The 20,309-nt window shown below is 65.4% G+C and carries 19 protein-coding genes; 10 read left to right on the top strand and 9 right to left on the bottom strand.

All coding sequences use genetic code 11. The features are described from left to right. Nucleotides 1–8: 8 nt before the first annotated feature. The 4 genes from HHL13_RS07865 (at nucleotide 9) to map (ending at nucleotide 4,328) form a co-directional block, all read left to right on the top strand. Nucleotides 9–1,424 (top strand): sugar porter family MFS transporter, encoded by a 1,416-nt coding sequence (locus HHL13_RS07865; RefSeq protein ID WP_169555144.1) that lies wholly within the window; start codon nucleotides 9–11, stop codon nucleotides 1,422–1,424. 67 nt (nucleotides 1,425–1,491) lie between these two features. After that, the gene (locus HHL13_RS07860; RefSeq protein ID WP_169555143.1) at nucleotides 1,492–3,270 is read left to right on the top strand and encodes an IlvD/Edd family dehydratase; all 1,779 of its coding nucleotides are present in this window, start codon (nucleotides 1,492–1,494) and stop codon (nucleotides 3,268–3,270) included. Nucleotides 3,271–3,345: 75 nt separating this feature from the next. After that, complete coding sequence (locus HHL13_RS07855; RefSeq protein ID WP_169555142.1) at nucleotides 3,346–3,558, top strand: ParD-like family protein; 213 nt, start codon at nucleotides 3,346–3,348, stop codon at nucleotides 3,556–3,558. Continuing rightward, complete coding sequence (gene map, locus HHL13_RS07850) at nucleotides 3,555–4,328, top strand: type I methionyl aminopeptidase (RefSeq protein ID WP_169555141.1); 774 nt, start codon at nucleotides 3,555–3,557, stop codon at nucleotides 4,326–4,328. The genes HHL13_RS07855 and map overlap by 4 nt, the downstream gene beginning before the upstream one ends. Nucleotides 4,329–4,331: 3 nt before the next feature. Here map and HHL13_RS07845 read toward each other — a convergent pair whose 3' ends face one another. Both HHL13_RS07845 and HHL13_RS07840 read right to left on the bottom strand, forming a co-directional pair. Beyond that, nucleotides 4,332–5,093 (bottom strand): glutaredoxin, encoded by a 762-nt coding sequence (locus HHL13_RS07845; RefSeq protein WP_169555140.1) that lies wholly within the window; start codon nucleotides 5,091–5,093, stop codon nucleotides 4,332–4,334. A gap of 74 nt (nucleotides 5,094–5,167) precedes the next feature. Beyond that, complete coding sequence (locus tag HHL13_RS07840; RefSeq protein WP_169555139.1) at nucleotides 5,168–5,812, bottom strand: glutathione S-transferase family protein; 645 nt, start codon at nucleotides 5,810–5,812, stop codon at nucleotides 5,168–5,170. A gap of 105 nt (nucleotides 5,813–5,917) precedes the next feature. On the opposite strand from HHL13_RS07840, the gene HHL13_RS07835 reads away from it, so the two are divergent. After that, nucleotides 5,918–6,316 carry a MerR family DNA-binding protein gene (locus tag HHL13_RS07835; protein WP_169555138.1) on the top strand — a complete coding sequence of 133 codons (399 nt, stop codon included), beginning with the start codon at nucleotides 5,918–5,920 and terminating at the stop codon, nucleotides 6,314–6,316. Between the two features lie 314 nt (nucleotides 6,317–6,630). Here the strand turns inward: HHL13_RS07835 and HHL13_RS07830 are convergent, their stop codons facing one another. From HHL13_RS07830 to tmk, 4 genes are all read right to left on the bottom strand, one after another. Beyond that, nucleotides 6,631–7,521: an SMP-30/gluconolactonase/LRE family protein gene (locus tag HHL13_RS07830; RefSeq protein ID WP_169555137.1), complete on the bottom strand. Its 891-nt coding sequence runs from the start codon at nucleotides 7,519–7,521 to the stop codon at nucleotides 6,631–6,633. After that, nucleotides 7,521–8,294, bottom strand: coding sequence for an SDR family oxidoreductase (locus tag HHL13_RS07825; protein ID WP_240953649.1), 774 nt, complete (start codon nucleotides 8,292–8,294; stop codon nucleotides 7,521–7,523). The genes HHL13_RS07830 and HHL13_RS07825 overlap by 1 nt, the downstream gene beginning before the upstream one ends. Nucleotides 8,295–8,368: 74 nt before the next feature. Then, nucleotides 8,369–9,481: a fumarylacetoacetate hydrolase family protein gene (locus HHL13_RS07820; RefSeq protein ID WP_169556833.1), complete on the bottom strand. Its 1,113-nt coding sequence runs from the start codon at nucleotides 9,479–9,481 to the stop codon at nucleotides 8,369–8,371. Nucleotides 9,482–9,618: 137 nt separating this feature from the next. Next, nucleotides 9,619–10,278: a dTMP kinase gene (gene tmk / locus HHL13_RS07815; RefSeq protein ID WP_169555135.1), complete on the bottom strand. Its 660-nt coding sequence runs from the start codon at nucleotides 10,276–10,278 to the stop codon at nucleotides 9,619–9,621. A 211-nt stretch (nucleotides 10,279–10,489) separates the two neighbouring features. On the opposite strand from tmk, the gene HHL13_RS07810 reads away from it, so the two are divergent. Beyond that, the gene (locus HHL13_RS07810) at nucleotides 10,490–10,861 is read left to right on the top strand and encodes a hypothetical protein (RefSeq protein WP_169555134.1); all 372 of its coding nucleotides are present in this window, start codon (nucleotides 10,490–10,492) and stop codon (nucleotides 10,859–10,861) included. A 100-nt stretch (nucleotides 10,862–10,961) separates the two neighbouring features. After that, the gene (locus HHL13_RS07805; RefSeq protein WP_169555133.1) at nucleotides 10,962–11,318 is read left to right on the top strand and encodes a hypothetical protein; all 357 of its coding nucleotides are present in this window, start codon (nucleotides 10,962–10,964) and stop codon (nucleotides 11,316–11,318) included. 17 nt (nucleotides 11,319–11,335) lie between these two features. Here the strand turns inward: HHL13_RS07805 and HHL13_RS07800 are convergent, their stop codons facing one another. Then, entirely contained in the window at nucleotides 11,336–11,944 is a 609-nt protein-coding gene (locus tag HHL13_RS07800; protein ID WP_169555132.1) for a response regulator, read from the bottom strand. Further along, complete coding sequence (locus HHL13_RS07795) at nucleotides 11,941–14,328, bottom strand: PAS domain S-box protein (RefSeq protein WP_346775510.1); 2,388 nt, start codon at nucleotides 14,326–14,328, stop codon at nucleotides 11,941–11,943. The genes HHL13_RS07800 and HHL13_RS07795 overlap by 4 nt, the downstream gene beginning before the upstream one ends. A 194-nt stretch (nucleotides 14,329–14,522) precedes the next feature. Here HHL13_RS07795 and HHL13_RS07790 point away from each other — a divergent pair, with 194 nt between their 5' ends. From HHL13_RS07790 to HHL13_RS07780, 3 genes are read left to right on the top strand one after another with little or no spacing between them, the layout of a single operon-like run. Next, nucleotides 14,523–15,932: an amidohydrolase gene (locus HHL13_RS07790; RefSeq protein ID WP_206377022.1), complete on the top strand. Its 1,410-nt coding sequence runs from the start codon at nucleotides 14,523–14,525 to the stop codon at nucleotides 15,930–15,932. Next, nucleotides 15,932–17,239, top strand: a complete 1,308-nt coding sequence (locus HHL13_RS07785; protein WP_169555131.1) for an amidohydrolase family protein — start codon at nucleotides 15,932–15,934, stop codon at nucleotides 17,237–17,239. The genes HHL13_RS07790 and HHL13_RS07785 overlap by 1 nt, the downstream gene beginning before the upstream one ends. Before the next feature lie 48 nt (nucleotides 17,240–17,287). Next, nucleotides 17,288–17,686 carry a hypothetical protein gene (locus HHL13_RS07780; protein WP_169555130.1) on the top strand — a complete coding sequence of 133 codons (399 nt, stop codon included), beginning with the start codon at nucleotides 17,288–17,290 and terminating at the stop codon, nucleotides 17,684–17,686. 143 nt (nucleotides 17,687–17,829) lie between these two features. Here the strand turns inward: HHL13_RS07780 and HHL13_RS07775 are convergent, their stop codons facing one another. After that, nucleotides 17,830–20,295, bottom strand: coding sequence for an alkaline phosphatase PhoX (locus HHL13_RS07775; protein ID WP_169555129.1), 2,466 nt, complete (start codon nucleotides 20,293–20,295; stop codon nucleotides 17,830–17,832). Nucleotides 20,296–20,309: the final 14 nt, after the last annotated feature.

The following is a 20,309-nucleotide window of genomic DNA, read 5'->3' as shown; positions in this document are numbered from 1 at the left end:
ACTCGCAAATGAATCAAACCGCGGAGAGGACCAATATCGGCCTCGTCTTCGCGATCGTTGCGGTGGCAACGATTGGCGGCTTGCTGTTCGGATATGACAGCGGTGCCGTAAACGGCACGCAGCCGGGCCTGATCGCTGCCTTCGGGCTGGACGAAGCAGCGCTCGGCTTCACCGTTGGCTCGCTGCTGATTGGCTGCGTCATTGGCGCATCGCTCGCGGGCATTCTGGCCGATGCGATCGGCCGGCGCGCCGTGATGCGGCTGGCGGCCGTGCTGTTCCTCGGCGGCGCACTGGTTCAGGGCTTCGCCCACGATCACACGATCTTCGTCGTCGCCCGGATCATCGGCGGCATGGCAGTGGGTGCGGCGTCGGTGCTGTCCCCGGCCTATATCTCCGAAGTCGCTCCGGCGAACATTCGTGGCCGGATGACCACGGTGCAGCAGGTGATGATCATCACCGGCCTGACCGCCGCCTTCCTCGCCAACTACTATGTCACTGCGGTGGCCGGCGTTTCGACCAACAAGATCTGGTTCGATATCGAGGCCTGGCGCTGGATGTATCTGCTGCAGGCAGTGCCGGCGGCAGTGTTCCTGATCGCACTGTTCTTCATCCCGGAAAGCCCGCGCTATCTGGTCGCGAAGGGCCGCAATGACGAAGCGCTGGCCGTGCTGACCAACCTGTTCGGCGCCGGTGCGGCTTCGGCCAAGGTGACGGAAATCCAGGCCAGCTTCTCGAACGATCACCGTCCGCGTCTCAGTGACGTGCTCACGCCGGCAGGGGGCCGTGGTTTCCTTGGTGTCCGTTCGATCGTCTGGGTCGGCATCATGCTGGCGGTGTTCCAGCAGCTCGTCGGCATCAACGTGATCTTCTATTACGGCGCGACGCTGTGGCAGGCGGCTGGCTTCAGCGAGCAGGACGCGCTGATGATCAACATCGTTTCCGGCGCGGTCTCGATCGCTGCCTGCTTCGTGACGATCGCCCTGATCGACCGCATCGGCCGCAAGCCGCTGTTGCTGATCGGCTCGGTCGGCATGGCGGCGACGCTGTTCATCATGGTCTATGCGTTCAGCCACGGCAGCCTTGTCGATGGCAAGCTGGTGTTGTCCGAAGATATGGGCACGCTCGCGGTGGTCGCGGCCAATCTCTACGTTGTCTTCTTCAACGTGAGCTGGGGCCCGGTGATGTGGGTGATGCTCGGCGAGATGTTCCCGAACCAGATTCGCGGTTCGGCGCTCGCCGTCGCGGGCTTCTTCCAGTGGTTCGCGAACTATGTGATCGCTCAGGCTTTCCCGATCATGCTGACCACCATCGGCCTCGCTGCCAGCTACAGCTTCTATGGCGTGTGCGCGGTGATCAGCTTCTTCCTCGTGGCGAAGTTCATCCACGAGACCAAGGGCAAGGAACTGGAAGCGATGGAAGGCTGAGCCTTGCGGAGCTGACACTATCGGGGGCGCGGTCTTCGGGCCGCGCCCCTTTTGACAAGGTGATATGATGACGACCCGCCAACCCGCTCGCCCGTTCCGCTCCCGCGAATGGTTCGCCGCGCCCGGCCGCGCCGACATGGCGGCGCTCTATCTCGAGCGGTTCATGAATTACGGCATCACGCGCGACGAGTTGATGTCGGGCAAGCCGATCATCGGCATCGCCCAGTCGGGCAGCGACATCGCGCCGTGCAACCGCATCCACCTGGAAACGGTGAAGCGCGCGCGTGAAGGCATCCTCGCGGCGGGTGGCATCCCGATGGAATTCCCGCTCCATCCGATCTTCGAGAATTGCCGCCGCCCGACCGCGGCGCTCGATCGCAATCTTGCCTATCTCGGGCTGGTCGAGATTCTCAACGGCTATCCGATCGACGCGGTGATCCTCACCACCGGGTGCGACAAGACCACGCCGTCGTCGATCATGGCCGCCTCCACGGTCGATATCCCCGCGATCGTCCTCTCGGGCGGGCCGATGCTCGACGGCTGGCACGAAGGCGAACTGGTCGGCTCGGGCACGGTCATCTGGCGCAGCCGGCGCAAGCTGGCGGCGGGCGAGATCGACGAAGCCGAATTCCTCCGCCGCGCCACCGACAGCGCGCCCTCGGCCGGCCATTGCAACACGATGGGCACTGCTTCGACCATGAACAGCCTCGCCGAGGGGCTGGGCATGTCGCTGCCGGGCTGCGCGATGATCCCGGCGCCGTATCGCGAGCGCGGGCAGATGGCGTACGAGACCGGCAAGCGGATCGTCGACATGGCCTATGAGGATCTGCGCCCGTCGAAGATCCTCACCCGCCAGAGCTTCCTCAACGCGATCAACCTGCTCACTGCGATCGGCGGATCGACCAACGCCCAGCCGCACCTGATCGCGATGGCCCGCCATGCCGGGATCGATATCGGCCCGGCCGACTGGATGCGCGGCTACGATCTGCCGCTGGTGGTCAACATGCAGCCCGCCGGCCAGTATCTGAGCGAGCGTTTCCACCGCGCCGGCGGCATTCCCGCGGTGCTGACCGAGATGATCCTGGCGGGGCATATCGACGGCAGTGTGATGACCTGCACCGGCAAGACGCTGGCCGAGAATGTCTCGGGCCGCGAAGCGACTGACCGCGACGTGATCTATCCGTACGACCAGCCGCTGATGGAGAAGGCGGGCTTCCTCGTCCTCTCGGGCAATCTGTTCGATCAGGCGATCATGAAGACCAGCGTGATCTCGCCCGACTTCCGCGCCCGCTACCTCTCCCGCCCCGGCGAAGAGGGGGTGTTTCAGGGCCGCGCGATCGTGTTCGACGGGTCGGACGATTACCACCACCGGATCAACGATCCCACGCTGGAAATCGACGCGAACTGCATCCTCGTCATCCGCGGCTCCGGCCCGCTCGGCTGGCCCGGTTCGGCCGAGGTGGTCAATATGCAGCCGCCCGATCACCTGATCCAGGCGGGCATCATGAGCCTGCCGACGCTGGGCGACGGGCGCCAGTCGGGCACGTCGGACAGCCCCTCGATCCTCAATGCCTCTCCCGAAAGCGCGGCGGGGGGCGGGCTGGCCTGGCTGCACACCGGCGACACGATCCGGATCGATCTGAACGCAGGCAGCTGCAACGCGCTGGTCGAGCCGGACGAGATCGCGCGCCGCAAGGGCGAACCTGCTCCGCCGATCCCCGAAAGCCAGACGCCGTGGGAGGAGCTGTTCCGCGAGAAGACCGGCCAGCTGGGCGAGGGCGGCGTGCTCGAGTTCGCGGTCAAATATCGCAAGACCAGCGAGAAGGTGCCGCGCCACAACCACTAGCCGCCGATAGGGGCGATTTGCGGATCCCGAGGCGATCTGTATATGGTTCATATACGAATCATATACGGAGGCCTTGTGGGCATCGTAAATATCGAGGACGAGCTGCACGAGCAGCTGCGCAAGGCGAGCAAGGCATCCTACCGGTCGATCAACGCACAGGCGGCGTTCTGGATCAGGATCGGGATGCTCAGCGAGTTGAACCCGCAGCTCAGCTTTCAGCAGATCGTCGCGCGCGAATTGCGCGAGGCGGGAGTCGATCCGGCCGATGCGGGTGCGCTGATCGAATGATCAAATCGCCCGAGGAAGTCGAGCTGATGGCCGAATCCGGCCGTCTGCTGGCGTCGGTCTTCACCCATCTGGACGGGCTGGCGCTCGCCGGGCGGTCGACGATGGAAGTCAACGATCTCGTCGAGCGGTTCATCGTCGACGATCTGGGTTCGCGGCCGGCGAGCAAGGGCCAGTATGACTATGGCTATGTGCTGAACTGCTCGCGCAATGAAGTGGTGTGCCACGGCGTGCCGTCGACGGGCGAGGTGTTGCGCGACGGGGATATCGTCAATCTCGACATCACGCTGGAGAAGAACGGCTATATCGCCGATTCCAGCAAGACCTACATGATCGGGGAGGTATCCCCGCAGGCGCGGCGTCTGGTGAAGACGACCTATGAGGCGCTGTGGAAGGGCATCCATACCGTTCGCCCCGGCGCGCGGCTCGGCGACATCGGCGCCGCGATCGAGCGTCACGCCAAGCGCGCGGGCTATTCGATCGTGCGCGATTATTGCGGTCACGGCATCGGGCGCGAAATGCACGAGGAGCCGCAGATTCTCCATTTCGGCAAGGCCGGCACCGGCATGTTCCTGCGCGAAGGGATGGTCTTCACGATCGAACCGATGCTCAACCAGGGCCGCCGCACGGTGCGTACCGAGGATGACGGCTGGACCGTGGTGACCACCGACGGCAAGCTGTCCGCCCAGTTCGAACACACCGTGGCGGTAACCGCCGACGGCGTGCGCGTACTGACGTTGCGGCCCGACGAAAGGCCCCCCGCGCGCGGCTGAGGCTTACATCGCGCCGTGGCCCGGCGCGGCGAGCATCCAGATCGCCATCGCGACCATCATCACATTCTCGGTCAGCGAGAGGAAGCCGAGCGGGACGTTGCTGTCCCCGCCGACGCACGCGCATTTGAGTTCGCGCTTGTCGATATAGACTGCCTTGAACACCGAAACCGCGCCGATGCCGCCGATGAACAGCGCGACCGGCACCGAAAGCCAGGTAAGCACGCCCGCCGCCATAAGCACGCCCGCGCCGGCCTCGGCGAAGGGGTAGATCGTGCCATAAGGCACCCAGCGTTTCGCCAGCAGGTCGTAGTTGAGGAACATGGTCGAGAAACGCTCGACATCCTGCAGCTTGAGCATGGCGAGGACGCACATGCTGAAGGCGATGAACCATTCGCCCGCGCGGATCGTGAACGGACTGCCATAGGCGGCATGGCTCGCCGCGAGCGCCATCAGCGCCGTCATCGCGAACACCGCGATCACCGGACGATAGGTGAGCGCCTTGGGGTCGCGCACGGGCTTGCCGAGAAATGTGCGCAGGTCGTCATGGCCGCCGATCCGCCGCTCGCCGATGAACACCTGCGGCGTGGTCTTCACGTCATGTTCGGCCTTGAACGCGTCTGTTTCCTCGCGCGTGCGGAGCCAGCGATCCTCGACCTGATAGCCATGCGAGCGGAGCAGGTGCAGCGCCTTCAGTCCATAGGGACAGACATGGTTGGGCATCACCATGCGATAGATCGTGGCGCGCTTCTCGGCGGGGGCGTTCATCTGCGGGTCTCCATCGTCCACCAACGGACCCGGCGCATATAGGGTCCGTACTATGGTACGGAGTCAAGCGGCGGTCAGCGGCTCTGTTCGAAGACCGCGAACTGGGCCGCAAAGGCGCGCCGATAGGCCGGGCGAGCCTCGCCCCGCGCGACATAGGCGGTCAGGGTGGGGTAATGTTCGAGGATGCCCGTGCCTTCCAGCCGGCGCAGGACCATCACCAGGGTCAGGTCTCCGGCGGAGAAGGCGCCGTCGAGCCAGTCGGCATCGCCGAGGCGGGCGGCCAGCTGGTCGAGCCGATGGCGGATGCGATCCTCCATGATCCGCACATGCTCGCCATGCCAGGGCCGGTCCTGCTCGACATATCCGGCCTGTTCGAGTTCGACGATCGGCGGCTCGATCGTGTTGAGGGCAGCGAAGATCCAGGCGATCGCGCGGGCGCGCGCAACTGCTTCCTCGGGAAGCAGTCCGGGGTGGCGCTGCGCGATATGAAGGGTGATCGCGCCTGTCTCGAAAAGCGTGAGCTCGCCTTCCTCATAGGTCGGGATCTGGCCGAAGGGATGCAGCGCGAGATGCCCGGGCTGCCGCATCTCCGCGAAGGTGACGAGGCGGACGGCGTAGGGCTGGCCGACCTCCTCCAGCGCCCAGCGAATCCGCATGTCGCGGGCAAGGCCGCGGCCTTTGTCGGGCGAGTCCCTGAAAGCGGTGATGGTCGGGATCATCGACATGCTCCTTTGCGGTGCCACCCAAGTGTAGATAGCCGGGCAGGGGCTTTCCACCGGCTTCTCCGCTGCCTAGATATCCGTACTGAGGTACGGAGTTTTGGCATGGCGATGACGATTGCGGGATTGGCCAAATCGGCCGGCGTGGGCGTGGAGACGGTGCGCTATTATCAGCGGCGCGGGCTGGTCGGCACCCCGGAGCGCAGTGGCGGATCGGGGATCGGCGGCGGCATCCGGCGCTATGGCGAAGCGGACGTACGGCGGATGCGTTTCATCCGCTCCGCGCAGGGCGCGGGCTTCACGCTGGAGCAGATCGGCGAGCTACTGGCGCTCGATGCCGGGCACGATCACGCGCGCGCGCGCGAACTCGCCCGCGAACGCATCGCCGCGCTCGATGCGAAGATCGCCGAACTGCAAACGGCGCGCGCCTCGCTGCGGAAACTGGCGCGGGAATGCGAGGCGACCAGCGGGCCATGCCCGATCATCGCCGCGTTCGAGGTCTAGGCTGTATTCAGCGTTGCTATGAAAATCTTCTGCCGGAGGCGTAGGCGTCGCTGAATGTCGAAACAGGCCACGGCCCGCCTGTCCGGTCGGCGATGGCCGTCGCGGCTTGCAATGTTGGATTTCGGCTGCTTGGCTGGGGAGGCAGGGGACGCCCCGCCGCTCTTTGACCTGTCGAAAACCTCATTTTTGCGGGGAACCGGTTTTTCGCGATATAGGTGTCAACCGTGTCAACCAGCACGGGCCCAAGCGATTGTTTTCTAACAATATGCGTAATCTGTGCCCATCCGATCAACAGACCGTGGCATCGAGGCAAGCTAGCCGGCAATCTCCACGCCCGGCAGGCCGGGCACATCGACTTCGAAGCGGAACAGGTCGCCCGCGTGCGGCTCCTTTTCCATATCCTCGGGCGCGCAATGCTTGTTGGCGGTGGTGGCATAGACCGTCTTGAGGTCCGGCCCGCCGAACGCGATCTTGGTGATCGCGCTCACCGGGAAGCGGATCGTCTCCAGCAGTTCGCCCTTCGGCGAATAGCGCCGGACGGCCCAGCCCTTGTAGAGCCCGGTCCACACGCAGCCTTCGGCATCCACCGTCGGACCGTCGGGATAGCCTTCCTCGTTCGGGATCGTCGCGAAGACGCGGCGGTTCGACAGATGCCCCATGTGCGAGACGTCGCAGGCATAGATGATCCCGCCCAGCGTATCGGTGTGGTAGCAGGTCTTGCCGTCCGGGCTGAACGCCGGGCCGTTGGTGATCGAATAATGCGGGCTTTCGAGCCAGCAATTGCCGTCCGCGCCCAGCCGGTAGATCGCGCCGGTCGCTTCGGCTTCGCTGTCGTCCATCGTGCCGAACCACAGGCGGCCCTGCGGATCGACGGTGGCGTCGTTCAGCCGGTTGCCCGGCAGCCTGGGTTCGGGATCGACGATCGGATGGAACCGGCCGTCGCGTTCGTCGAACCGGTGGATGCCGTCCTGCAGACCCGCGGCGAACCCGCCCGCGGCGAAGGGCAGGACAAAGCCGATCTGCCCCGGCGCGTCCCAGCTATGTCCGGTCAATACGCCCTGGCCGGGCACGTGCCGGTGGATCTTGTGGCCCTTGATGTCGGTGAACCACAAGGCGGAATCGCGGGCGACCCACACGGGGCCTTCGAGCAGCGCTGCGCGAAGCGGCCAGATGCTGACCGGTTCGGAAAGCTGCACGTCGCCCATCAGCGCCAGCCTGCGTCCACGAAATAGCTGTGCCCGGTGATCAGCCGCGCATCGGCCGAGGCGAGGAACAGCGCCATCGCGGCGATGTCGTCGGGCACCAGACGTCCCTTGAGGCACTGCGCGGCGACGATCTCGGCTTCGCCTTCGGGCGTGTACCACTTCATCTGGCGCGGGGTGCGGACATTGCCCGGAATGATGCACACCGAACGGATATTGTCGGGGCCAAGCTCGCGCGCGAAGCTTCGCGTCAGGCCTTCGATCGCGGCCTTGCTGGTCTGGTAAAGGGTGAGCCCTTCCAGCGCGAGGTGCCACGAGATCGAACCGAGATTGATGATCGCGCCTTCGCCCTTTTCGCGCATGCCGGGGATCACCGCCTGCGCGCAGAAGAACAGGTGCTTCAGGTTCACGTTGAGGCGGTTTTCCCAATAATCCTCGGTGATCTCGTCGATCGTGTGGCGATCGTCGTTCGCGGCATTGTTGATCAGAATGTCGAACGCGCCATTGGCTTCGACCATCTCCTTGATCCGCGCCTGCAGGTTCGCCGTGTCGGTCAGGTCCATCTTGTGGAACACCGGCGCGGCGTGCGCGCCGCCGAAGCTGGCGACCAGTGCCTTCGAATCTTCCTCGGCGATGTCGAAGAAGGTCACGTCGCAGCCCTGTCGGACAAAGCCTTCGACGATCCCCGCGCCGATGCCCGATCCGCCGCCGGTCACCAGCACGCGCTTGCCCTTCAGGCTGGGATAGACCGCGCGCTGGTCTCGGGTCGTGGTCATGGGGTCAGCTTCCGACATGGGGAGGAGTTTCCAATATAAATATAATGTGCGCTAGTGAAAATAGCGCGAGACATTCAGGCGTAGGTCTTCTGGGCGAGCAGCCCGCGTTCGGCGAGGTTGCGCATCAGGTCGCGGATGCCGAACTGCCAGGGCGGCGCGGCCTTCGACGTGGTGACGCGATTGACCAGCTTGCCCAGCTTCGGGCTGGAGATGCTGACGAGGTCGCCGCTCTTGTGGGTGAAGCCGCGGCCGGGATGGTCGCGGTCCTGGATCGGCGCGAACAGCGTGCCGAGGAACAGCGCGAAGCCATCGGGATATTGATGCTCGCTCAATGCCTGACGGACCAGCTCGGTCGGGTCGCGGCTGATCTGGCTCATCTTGTTCGCCCCTTCGAGGCGATAGCCTTCCGGCCCCTCGATCAGCAGATCGATCTCGGCGCCACGGACATCGTCCATCGTGAATTTGTCGTCGAACACGCGGATGAACGGACCGATCGACGTCGATGCGTTATTGTCCTTCGCCTTGCCCAGCAGCAGCGCCGAGCGGCCTTCGAAGTCGCGCAGATTGACGTCGTTGCCCAAAGTCGCGCCGCGGATCGTGCCGGTGGAATCGACGATCACCACCACTTCGGGTTCGGGATTGTTCCAGTCGCTGTCCGACCGCACGCCGATCTCCGCGCCCCAGCCGACCGCCGAGAGGACCGGCGCCTTGGTGAACACTTCGGCATCGGGGCCGATCGCGACTTCGAGATATTGCGACCACATGCCGGCTTCGATCAGCGCGGCCTTCAGGCTGGCGGCTTCGGCGCTGCCCGGAACGACCGAGCGGATGCCCGAACCGACCTTGGCTTCCAGATCGCCGCGGATCGCCGCAGCGGCGGAGGAGTCGCCGCGCGCGCGCTCCTCGATCACGCGTTCGATCGCCGAGACCGCGAAGGTGACGCCTGCCGCCTTGACGCATTGCAGGTCGATCGGGGCGAGCAGCATGTCGGCGGTCAGGTCTTCGACGGCGCAGATCGCTTCGCCGCAGAGTGTGGCGAGATCAGCGCGTTCGAGCAGATCGGCGACGGTCGGGGCTTCTGCCGACACGTCATAGACGGTGCCGCCACGCAGGATCACGGGACTGGGGCCAGCGGCACGCTGTACGCGGCCAACCAGAATCGCCTGATTCCAGTCGGCAGGCAGCATTTCCGGATTGAACGCTTCCAAGACTCGATCCCCGCCCGAACTTTGCTGTTTGATAGCGCTACCATTGGTTCGCGCGGGCGCGGCTGTCAAGCGCTCGCGTCGCGCCTGTGTCTTACGCTGTCAGCCAAAGGCCTGGGTCAGCCGATATGGGTGAGAATCTCGGCGACGATCGCCTGCGGGGTGCGCATCGTACCGTCTTCGCTGGCGCGCACCACGCGCCACGGCTCGAGCGGGCCGTTGGCCAGCATGTCCTCGTAATTGGCCCGCACACGCTGCTGGAGCGCGACATCGGCCTCGTGCTCGTCGAAGCTGCGATCGGTGTAGCTGCGCTGCGCCTTCTGCAGGATCATCGCCCGCGCCAGTTCCCACGGCGTGTCGAGATAGACGCACAGATCGGGCGAGGGGAGGGCGAACTGGCGCAGTTCCAGCTCCCCGATCCAGTCCATCAGCGGCCGGGCTTCGTCCGCCGAAACCTTGGCAGCCTGATAGGCCATGTTCGACGCGATATAGCGATCGAAGATCACCACATCGTGCGCCGCCTGCGCCTCCAGGATCGCATCGCGCCATTCGAACCGGTCGAGCGCATAGAGCACGGCGGCGGCCTTCGGCATCACCGGCACGGGGATCTCGCCCGCGAGAAACCGGCCGATCGTCACGCCGCCGGTGGTCTCGCCATAGCGTGGAAACGCGATCACCGTGGCACTGCGGCCCAGCGCGTTTAGCGTCTCGCACAGCGTCCGGGCGGTGGTCGCCTTGCCCACGCCGTCGGCGCCTTCGATCGCGACGAGAATACCCACTTGCCTGCGCTGCCCCTGTGTCATTGCGAGGCACTTACTAGGCGGCGGCACCCGCCTTGTCACGGGCGCGGGACGACTACGGATCGTGGAAGACCGGAGGCGGTGCGCAAGGCTCCTATAACTAGAATGGGGGCATTGGAATCACGTGGCGGTTCGCACCGTTCGTCCCTCCGGAGGCGGGCCGCCACGTGTAAGTGTTCAGGAGTGTAGGATGGCCGCGCGGCCGCTTCTTGTTGTGCTGATCGTGCGCGACGCGGGTCTCCGCTCCGCGCTGGCCGCGCGGCTGTCCAAACGCTTCGACCTGCTCACCGCCGCGCGGTGGGAAGACGTGGCGGATCGCAGGCTGATCCGTTCGCCATCGGTGTTGGTTGCCGATGGAGAATCATTCCCCGGTCTCGATCTCGATCAGCTTGCCGAAGACCGTGGTTTCGCGCGCATCGTCGCGCTGCTGGCCGGCGATGTGCTTCCCGAACCCGGCAGGCGACTGATCCACATCAGTCCAAAGGCTGCGATTGACAGCCTTTCTCAGCTATTTACCGATCTCATAGATGTAGATCAAAGCGCCCCGCCACGGGAAGCGTAGGTAAAACCCCTTAGGCGCGGCTGAGTCCGCGCGGACCTAGTTTGGTGCGTATCCAAATCGCCGCGTAAAACCACAAGCAGAGGGAAACCCGTAAGGGACTATGCTTCTCGTCCTGATTATCCATGAGGCTGGACTACGCAGTTCGCTGGTGGCGCAATTGTCACTGGCGGGCGCGAGCATCGTCACGGCCCGGGATATCGACGATCCCATGCTGGTTCGCACCGTGCGCAAGCCTTCGGTGCTGGTGCTCGATCATGATTTCGTGGCGGCGCATCCGTCGGACTGGCTCGACGACGTGCTGGCCGATCCGCGCTGGCACAAGCTGGTGGTGCTGAATGGTCCGACGGATTGCCCGGTGGACCCGCGCTGCGTGGCACTGGACGGCAAGGGCGCCTCGGGCGCGATCATGCAGAAACTGCCCGGCTGGAAAGCCGAGCGGGATCGCCAGCTCGCCTGAGACGAGCTGGCCGTACCTCAGGCCTTGAACAGCCCCGCCGCGAAGGCGATCCGCAATGCTTCGGACAGGCTGCGGACTTCCAGCTTCTCCATCAGATTCGCGCGGTAGATTTCCACCGTGCGCGGGCTGATATCGAGCTCATAGGCGATGACCTTGTTGGACCGGCCTTCGATCAGGCCCTTGAGCACATCGGTCTCGCGTGGCGAGAGTTTGGAGATCTTGCCCTTGGCGGCGTCAAGGCGCGCGGTGGTCTCGCTCGATTCCTCCAGCGTGGCGAAGGCGCGTTCCAGCACTGCCATCAGCTGTTCGGCTTCATAGGGCTTTTCCATGAAGTCCAGCGCGCCCGCCTTCATCGCCTGCACCGCCAGCGAAACATTGCCCTGGCCGGTCAGGATGATTGCGGCGAACTCGCGTTCCTGGATCGCTTCCAGCACATCGAGGCCGGTCGCGCCCGGCATGTGGAAATCGAGTAACAGTACGCCGGGATCGAGGTCTCCGGCTTCCTCGAGGAAGGCATCGCCCGATCTGTAACTGCGGATGATCAGGTCGGATCGAACCGACAGCAAGCTGTGCAGGGAAGCGCGAACGGCGTCGTCGTCGTCGACAATATAAACTGTACGAGTCATTCCACACCCTCTTCCACCGCGGGCAAGGTGAAGCGAAACGTCGCGCCACCTCCGGGCCTGTTCTCGGCCGTTAATGCCCCGCCATGTGATTCGATGATACGCTTACTGATGGAAAGTCCAATACCCATTCCGCCGCCTCCGCTCTTGGTTGTGGTAAACCGGGAGAAAAGTTGTTCCAGAATGGAGTCTGGAATGCCGGGGCCGGTATCGCTCACCTCGATTTCGACCATGTCGTCTTCCACCTTACGTGAAGCAATCGTGATCTGGCGCTCACCCTTGGGTAATGTTCGCAATGCATCATTTGCATTTCTGAGAAGGTTTACGAGAACCTGCTGGACTTGAATTCTGTCCGCGTAGATTTGTTGCGCTGCGGAATCCAAGTCGAAGTCGACACGGATGTGGAATTGACTGGTGCCGACCAGCACCAGTTCCACCGCGTCGCGAATGGTCCGCTCGACGGATTCGATCCGCATCTCGACATCGCCGCCCTGGGTGAAGTCGCGCAGGCGGCGGATGATCTGCCCTGCGCGCTGGGTCTGGTCCGCGCCGTGCTGAAGCATCTCGGCGACGCGCTCGCCGCCTTCGCCATTGTTGATCAGCATCCGCGCGGCGGCGAGGAAGTTGGCGGTCGCGCTGAGCGGCTGGTTGAGTTCGTGCGCGATGTCGGCGGCGAGTTCGCTCATCGCGCTCTGGCGTGAGACATGCGCCAGCTCGGTGCTCAGGTCGCTCAGGCGCTCCTCGGTGGCCAGCCGTTCGGAAATGTCGCGGAAGAAGATCGTGACCAGCGTCTTGCCGTCGAACCGCGCGAGGCTGGTGCGGATCTCCATCGGGAAGCGGCGGCCATCGGCGGTTTCCCCGGTGACCGGGGCGGGGCGTCCGACCGGACTGGTCTCGCGGGTCCGTGCAAATTGCCGCAGGCCGGCTTCGGCGGCTTCGCGCTCGTCGGCGGCGGCGAGGAGCGTCAGGCGGCGGCCCAGCACGTCTTCCGCGCGATAGCCCCACAGCGCTTCGGCGGCGGCGCTGAACTGCCGGATATTGCCGTCCTCGTCGATCACCACCATCGCGTCGGGCACGGTTTCGAGGATCGAGCGGAGCTGGGCGGCGCGCGCGCGCAGTTCGGCTTCGCGTTCGTCGCGTTCGGTGACGTCGAGGATCACGCCCACCGTGCGGATCAGGTTGCCCTCCTTGTCGTAGAAGGCGCGCGACGAGCCTTCCACGGCGCGGACATTGCCGTTGGCCTGCAGGAAGCGATAGCGGAAGCTGAACGTGTCGGCATGTTCGGCGACGGTGCGGGCGATGGTGTCGATGATGCGCTGGGCGTCCTGCGGCTCGATCTGCGCGCGCCAGCTGTCAAACGTTGAGAGCGATCCGGCAACCAGGCCAAGCCGCTGTTCGGTGCCGGGCGACCATTCGAGACGGCCAGTGGCCACGTCCCATTCGAACACGCCCAACTCATGCGCGCTGGTCGCCGTGGCGAGGCGCTCCTCGCTGATCCGCAGCGCTTCCATTGTGCCAAGCAGGGCCTTCTGCTCCTTGGCGACGCGCGTGATCGCCCAATAGGTGATCAGGCCGACCGCGAGAATATTGCCGAGCACCACCAGCAGCTTCGCGCTGAGCGGCGAAAGCAGGTTCGCGCTCTGCATGAAGGTTTCGGCGAGCGACGGCAGCACCGGAAAGATCAGCACTGCCGGCAGCAGCAACTGGAGCAGGCGGCCGCGGGGGCGGTCGGAGCTCAGCAGCCGCACCCAGCCGAAGCTGCTGTGCCAGAAGACATAGGCGAGGGTCAGCAGCGTGCCGATCAGCGCCGAGGGCACGGAGATGGTGTAGAGCCGGGCGACGGGATCGTCGGGGGCGGCGAACACGATCAGCATCGCCGACGCCATCGCCACGCCCAGTGCGCAACTGGCGATCAGGCTCGCGACTGCGTCGTGCTGCCAGCGGCCGCTGCTCGAGGCGTAGCCGGCGATGCCGAGCAGGAGGAAGATCGTCGTCGGGGTCGCGCCCGGCCGCCCGGGATGGGCGAAGGGAAAGCCCTGGATCGATTCCCGGAAGAGCAGCTGGTCGGTACCGATATCGATGCCGAAGCCATTCTGGACCAGCGAAGCGGTGGCGATCAGCAGCGGAGCGCCCCACAGCAGCCGCGCTTCCTTAAGCTTGCCGAGGATGGCGGCGAGGAAGCCGAGCGAGAGCGTGAGGTAGCCGATGCCGGTGAGGGGCCAGGGAGGGCGGCTGGCGATGCCGAAGCCGCTGAGCTCGCGCGATCCGATCACCCAGCCGAACAGAGCGACCAGGCTGCAAACGCATGCAAGCGCTGCAAATCCGGTCGCGAGCTTCCTGCCGATGGGCCATTCGCCCATGCCGTGCCCGCCATCGCTACTCGTCACTGGCAACTTTCCTGCGCCCGGCTGTGCCCCCGGGGTTCCGCGTACCTAACGCGTTTCGTCGCTGGTGAAAATCCATTCATCCCATTGTGGCCCATCTTGCCAAAGTAATCCCGCGCCGCGATCAATGGCGCATCACGGGCGCGGCCTCGATGCCGCGCGCCAAGGGGAGACCATAGTTGATCCGATCGATCCTGATGGCGGGCGGCGCCCTGTCACTCGTCACGTCGCTGGCGGCCTGCACGGCCGGGGGGGAGAAACCCAAAACGGCTTCGGCCGAACCCGCCGCCAAGGGCCCCGGCAAGGGCAAGGGCTATAACCACGATCCCTTCCCCTCGACCTACAAAGCCTATCCCGGCGTTCCCACGCTGGTGACCAACGTCACCATCCTCGATGGCGAGGGCGGGCGGATCGACGGCGGTTCGGTGCTGTTCCGCGACGGCAAGATCGTCTCGGTCGGCAAGGACATCGCCGCCGAGGGCGCGACGGTGATCGACGGGCAAGGCAAATATCTCACGCCCGGCGTGATCGATATCCACAGCCATCTGGGCGACTATCCCTCGCCGGGCGTACAGGCCAATTCGGACGGCAACGAGATCACCAATCCGGTCACTGCCGAAGTCTGGGCCGAGCACAGCGTCTGGCCGCAGGACCCCGGTTTCGCCCGTGCGCTGACCAATGGCGGCGTCACCACGCTCCAGATACTGCCCGGCTCGGCGAACCTGTTCGGCGGGCGCTCGGTCGTGCTCAAGAACGTTTATGCCCGCACACCGCAGGGCATGAAGTTCCCCGGTGCTCCCTATGGCCTGAAGATGGCGTGCGGCGAAAATCCCAAGCGCGTCTATGGCGGCAAGGGCCGCTCGCCCTTCACGCGGATGGGCAACATCGCGGTCGATCGCCAGACTTGGGCCAAGGCCGTCGAATATGACCGCCGCTGGGACAAATATGAGGAGAAGGGCGGCGAAGCCCCTACGCGCGACATCCAGATGGATACGCTGCGCGGCGTGCTCGACGGCGAGATACTTGTCCAGAACCATTGCTACCGCGCCGACGAGATGGCGCTGGTCATGGATATGGCCAAGGAGTTCGGATACCGCGTGACGGCGTTCCACCATGCGGTGGAAGCGTACAAGATCGCCGATCTGCTCAAGGCCAACAGCACTTGCGCCGCCGTCTGGGCCGACTGGTACGGCTTCAAGATGGAAGCCTATGACGCGATCGGCGAGAACCTCGCCATCCTCGAGAAGGAGGGCGCGTGCGCGATGATCCATTCGGACGACGCCAACGGCATCCAGCGGCTCAATCAGGAAGTCGCCAAGGCCCGCCAGTCGGGCATCCGCGCGGGCTTCCCGATCAGCGAGGAAACGGCGTGGAAATGGCTGGCGATCAACCCTGCGCGCGCGCTGGGGATCGACCAGCAGACCGGCAGCCTGAAGCCGGGCAAGATGGCGGACGTGGTGCTGTGGAACGGCAATCCGTTCAGCGTTTACACCCGGCCGCAGATGGTCTGGGTCGACGGCGCGCTGCTCTACGACGCGAACAATCCGAAATTGCGGCCGGTATCCGATTTCGAACTGGGCCAGCCGGGCGAAGGGGACGTGAAGTGATGAAGAAGCTCCTTCTGGGCGCCGCCGCGGCGGCCATCGCCTTCGCCACGCCCGTGCTTGCGCAAGACGTCGCGATCACCAATGCAAAGCTGGTCATCGGCGACGGCACCGCACCGGTCGAGGGCGGCACCGTCGTCATCCGTAACGGTCGCGTCGTCGCGGCCGGTTCGGGCGTCGCCGTGCCTTCGGGGGTCCGCGTGATCGACGCGCAGGGCAAATGGGTCTCGCCGGGCATCTTCGCCGGCTTCTCGCGCCTCGGCATCGTGGAGGTTGATGCGGTCGACGAGACCAACGACGCCAATTCGGGCAGCTCGCCCTTCAACGCCGCGCTCGACGTGTCGCCCGCGGTCAATCCGCGCAGCACCCCGATCGCGCTCAACCGCGCCGAGGGCGTCACTCGCGCGGTGGTCGCTCCGGACAATTCCAGCTCTATCTTCCGCGGGCAGGGCGCAATCATCGATCTGGGCGCGGACATGAGCGCGGTCAGCCAGCCGCGCGCCTTCCAGTTCCTCGAATATGGCGAGAGTGGTGCGGGCGAAGCCGGCGGCAGCCGCTCGGCGGCGATCGCGACGCTACGCAACGCGCTGTTCGAGGCGCGCGACTATTCCCGCAATCCGGGCCGCTACATCGATCGCGGCAAGGAAGCTTTCCTGACCCGCGCCGATGCCGATGCGCTGGTGCCGGTGATCACCGGGCGGGTGCCGCTGCTGGTCCATGTCGAACGCGCGTCCGACATTCTCGTGATCCTCGACCTGAAGCGCGAGATGCCGTCGCTGCGTATCGTGCTGGTCGGCGTGACCGAAGGCTGGACCGTGGCGCGCGAGATCGCGGCGGCCAACGTTCCCGTGATCGCCACCGCGCTCGCCGATCTGCCTTCCTCGTTCGAATCGCTTGCGGCCACCCAGTCGAACATCGGGCGTATGAAGGCGGCCGGCGTGCTGGTCGGCATCGGCATGATCAACGACGAGGATGCGCGCCAGGCGCGGCTGGTGAAGCAATATGCCGGCAATCTGGTGGCGCTGAACCGTATTCCCGGCGCCAGCGGGCTGAACTGGAACGACGCTTTCGCCGCGATCAGCTCGAAGCCGGCCGAGGCGATGGGGCTGGGCGGGGACTATGGCTCGCTGCGCCCCGGCCGCCGCGGCGACGTGGTAATCTGGGACGGCGATCCGCTCGAACTGGGCACGGCTGCCTTGACCGTGATCATCGACGGCGTCGAACAGCCCTTGTCCAATCGCCAGACCCGCCTGCGCGATCGCTATTGGGATCCGAAGGAAAAGGCGCTGCCCAAGGCCTATGAGCGCTGAGGGAACGGAGAGGTGATGCGGCGCATTGAGCCGCGAAAGGAGACGGATATGAGCAAGGTCTGGATTGGCGTCGCGGTGGCGGCGATCGCGCTGGCCGGTTGCACCCCGGCGGCGGAGAATAATATCGTCGTCGTGGCCAACGACACCGCCGGCAATGTCGTGCTGCCGCCGGACGAAGGCGATGGCGAAGGCAATGAGCTGGACAACGGAGTCGCGCCGGACAATGCGCTGGCCGCGATCCTCGCCGCCCCCGACTATCAGCGCGATCAGGCGTTCGTCCGCGCGATCATGGACGCGGGCTTCCGCTGCGACGGCGTGATCAAGTCCGAACGCGTCAAGGACGTGCAGGGCCTCCCGGCCTGGCGCTCAGACTGCAAGGACGGAAAGAGCCACATCCTCAGCGTAAAGCCCGACGGCACCGTGCTGGTGATGAGCCGCGCCGACTGATGATAACCCTCTCCCGGGAAGGCGGGAGATAGAAACAAAGAAAAGGGGCAGGCCGAGGACGCGGCCTGCCCCTTTTCCGATTCCCTCTCCTGCAGAGGCCTGAACGCCCCGGGGCTTAAAGGGTCCCTCGGGGCGCAGGATCATCAGAGCGCGACGATTCCGCCGTCATTCTTGGTGATGATGACAACCGCCGAGCGCGGGCGCACCGTGGCGCCGGCGGTGCCGGTCGCCTGGCTGTCCGGCCAGTGGCTGCTGGGCGCGGCGGGGGTGCCTTCTTCGCCCGGATGCTGGATGCCGACGAACAGCGTGCGGCCATCCGGGGTCGAGTCGACACCGGTGATCTCGCTCTGCACCGGACCGACGAGGAAGCGGCGCAGCGTCGAAGCCGTTGCGGGCGCACCCACGCGGGTCGCCTGCGTCGCCGTGGTGCCGCCTGCACCGGTGTTGGTGATCGTCTTGGTCGCGCCGTCGTTGACACCGCCCGGCATCGCCGCAAGCATCATGCAGTTGGTGACGTCGGTATAGGCGCCATCATCGGTCTGGATCCACAGCAGCGGCTTGACCAGGCCCGACGCGTTCTGCGGGCGGCCGAACCACAGGCCGTCCGGCGACGAGAAGTCGTTGTCGGCAGTGAGACCCGAAAGATTGATGTTGGCCGGATCGAGGTCCGAACCCGCACCGAACAGATAGATGTCCCAGGTAAAGGCCAGCGCTTCGGTCGTGTCGCCATTTTCGCGCAGGCGGATGATGTGACCGTTGGGGTTGCCGAACTGGTTCGCCCCGGCCTTCACGTCGTTATAGTGGCGCGGATTGGCGGCGTTGGTGTCGTTCAGCGGACGCAGCGTGGCGTTGTTGTTGGTGAGGGTGAGGTACACCTCGCCGGTCACCGGATTCACCGCGGTCCATTCCGGACGATCCATCGGCGTGGCGCCGGCAGCGTCCGCGGCGAGGCGGGCGTTGATCAGAACGTCGGCCTGATCGGCGAACGGATAGGTCGGGTTGGCGGCGGTGATGTTGTTCTGGCCGAACACCAAAGCGACCCACTGGCCGGTGCCGTCGGCATTGAACTTCGCCACATAGAGCGTGCCGGCGTCGAGGTACTTGTCGCCCATCGCCAGACGGTTGGCGTTGCTGGCGTCGTTGGCGACCCAGGCGGTGTTCGATACGAACTTATAGAGATATTCGCGGCGCGAATCGTCGCCCATGTACCAGGCCGGCTTGCGGCCGGCGACGAAGTTGCCCGGCCATGCGCCTTCATGACCCAGACGGCCAAGGGCCGTGCGCTTGCGCGGCGCGGCCGAGGGGCTGTACGGATCGATCTCGACCACCCACCCGAACTGGTTCGGCTCGTTGCGGTAGTCGGTGGTGGCGGTGCCGCCCACCGTAGCGCGGGCATCCCAGCGGCGGAAAATGGTGTTCGACGCATCGGCCGGAACCACCGTCGACCAGCCATAGCTACCCGAACCGCTGGTCACGCCATAGCGCGACAGGGCGGTCAGCTCCTTGGCGGTGCGGGCGGCATTGTCGCCCGAACGGCGGAAATAGCCGGCCCAATTCTCTTCGCAGGTCAGGTTCGTGCCCCAGGGCGTGATGCCGTTGGCGCAATTGTTGATCGTGCCGCGGCCATCGGTGCCGGCGGGCGAGTGCGGCGTCTTGATCAGATCGCTGCCGCGCACCGGACCGTTGAACACGGTCGGGGTGTTGGGCGTGATGCGGCGGTTGAAGCTGCTGCCCTGGACATAGGCCCATGCACGGCCCGCACCTTCGACGAATTCGACGATGCCGACGCCGTGGCACTCGATCTCCTTGATCGCTTCGCTCTCGGGGCGCATGCCGCCCGGCGAGGTGGCGCCGGCGGTATGGAGATACTGCTGGTTGATGTTCTCGTAGTTCTGGACGAGCAGGCCGCGCGTCGAGCTGTTGTCGTCGCGGGCGCCTGCGGCGTTCAGGCCGTACCAATAGAGCGCATCGCCATGATCGCCGACGCGCTGGGCGAAGTTTGTGTCGGTGCCGGTGTTGCCATAGGCGGCGACGCCCGATGCGATCGGATCGCCGAGGCGCGTGCCGATCTGCACGGTGTAGCCGGCGGGCACGGTGACGACGTCGTTCTTGTTCTTCGCGACGGCGGTGAAGCCGAGCGCGGCCGGGCTGACGGCGACGGTCGTCGTCGTGCTGGTGTTCGCGCCGGTCGAATCCGCGCCGGTGAACTGGAACACCAGGTTGGTCGTGGTCGCGACGCTGGGGGCGAGGAAGGTGGTGGTCAGCGAATTGGGGCTGCTCAGCGTGACGGTCGGGCCGGAGGTCTGGACCCATGCGACCGCGCCGCCAGTGGTGGCGCTGTTGGTGCCGGTCAGCGTGACGACGCGGCCCGAGCTGGTGGCGCCCGACGAACCGGCGTTGACGCTGGGGGGGACGTGCGGTTCGAAATCGCTATTGTCGCACGCGGCGAGCACCGATCCGCCGAACACGGCGGTCGCGGTGGCGATGCCGCCGTTGCGCAGCATGCGGCGGCGCGAATAGCGGGTCTCGATCATGTCGTTGATCGACGGCGTGGTGCTCAGGTTGGTGTCGACGTCACCATCGGTGTAGCCGAAGTTCGTATCGGTCATGGGAACCCCTTCGT

Source organism: Sphingomonas sp. G-3-2-10 (assembly GCF_012927115.1).
Lineage (GTDB): Bacteria > Pseudomonadota > Alphaproteobacteria > Sphingomonadales > Sphingomonadaceae > Sphingomonas.
This window is presented reverse-complemented; position numbering and strand designations above follow the sequence as displayed.

Bases quoted from the DNA above. Each gene is read 5' to 3' on its own strand.
- HHL13_RS07800 (WP_169555132.1), bottom strand. From the start codon at position 11,944: ATGACTCGTACAGTTTATATTGTCGACGACGACGACGCCGTTCGCGCT.
- HHL13_RS07820 (WP_169556833.1), bottom strand. From the start codon at position 9,481: ATGCTGCCTGCCGACTGGAATCAGGCGATTCTGGTTGGCCGCGTACAG.
- HHL13_RS07780 (WP_169555130.1), top strand. From the start codon at position 17,288: ATGAGCAAGGTCTGGATTGGCGTCGCGGTGGCGGCGATCGCGCTGGCC.
- map (WP_169555141.1), top strand. From the start codon at position 3,555: ATGATCAAATCGCCCGAGGAAGTCGAGCTGATGGCCGAATCCGGCCGT.
- HHL13_RS07865 (WP_169555144.1), top strand. From the start codon at position 9: ATGAATCAAACCGCGGAGAGGACCAATATCGGCCTCGTCTTCGCGATC.
- HHL13_RS07845 (WP_169555140.1), bottom strand. From the start codon at position 5,093: ATGAACGCCCCCGCCGAGAAGCGCGCCACGATCTATCGCATGGTGATG.
- HHL13_RS07835 (WP_169555138.1), top strand. From the start codon at position 5,918: ATGGCGATGACGATTGCGGGATTGGCCAAATCGGCCGGCGTGGGCGTG.
- HHL13_RS07860 (WP_169555143.1), top strand. From the start codon at position 1,492: ATGACGACCCGCCAACCCGCTCGCCCGTTCCGCTCCCGCGAATGGTTC.
- HHL13_RS07775 (WP_169555129.1), bottom strand. From the start codon at position 20,295: ATGACCGATACGAACTTCGGCTACACCGATGGTGACGTCGACACCAAC.
- HHL13_RS07825 (WP_240953649.1), bottom strand. From the start codon at position 8,294: ATGACCACGACCCGAGACCAGCGCGCGGTCTATCCCAGCCTGAAGGGC.
- HHL13_RS07810 (WP_169555134.1), top strand. From the start codon at position 10,490: ATGGCCGCGCGGCCGCTTCTTGTTGTGCTGATCGTGCGCGACGCGGGT.
- HHL13_RS07790 (WP_206377022.1), top strand. From the start codon at position 14,523: ATGGCGGGCGGCGCCCTGTCACTCGTCACGTCGCTGGCGGCCTGCACG.
- HHL13_RS07830 (WP_169555137.1), bottom strand. From the start codon at position 7,521: ATGGGCGACGTGCAGCTTTCCGAACCGGTCAGCATCTGGCCGCTTCGC.
- HHL13_RS07805 (WP_169555133.1), top strand. From the start codon at position 10,962: ATGCTTCTCGTCCTGATTATCCATGAGGCTGGACTACGCAGTTCGCTG.
- HHL13_RS07785 (WP_169555131.1), top strand. From the start codon at position 15,932: ATGAAGAAGCTCCTTCTGGGCGCCGCCGCGGCGGCCATCGCCTTCGCC.
- HHL13_RS07840 (WP_169555139.1), bottom strand. From the start codon at position 5,812: ATGATCCCGACCATCACCGCTTTCAGGGACTCGCCCGACAAAGGCCGC.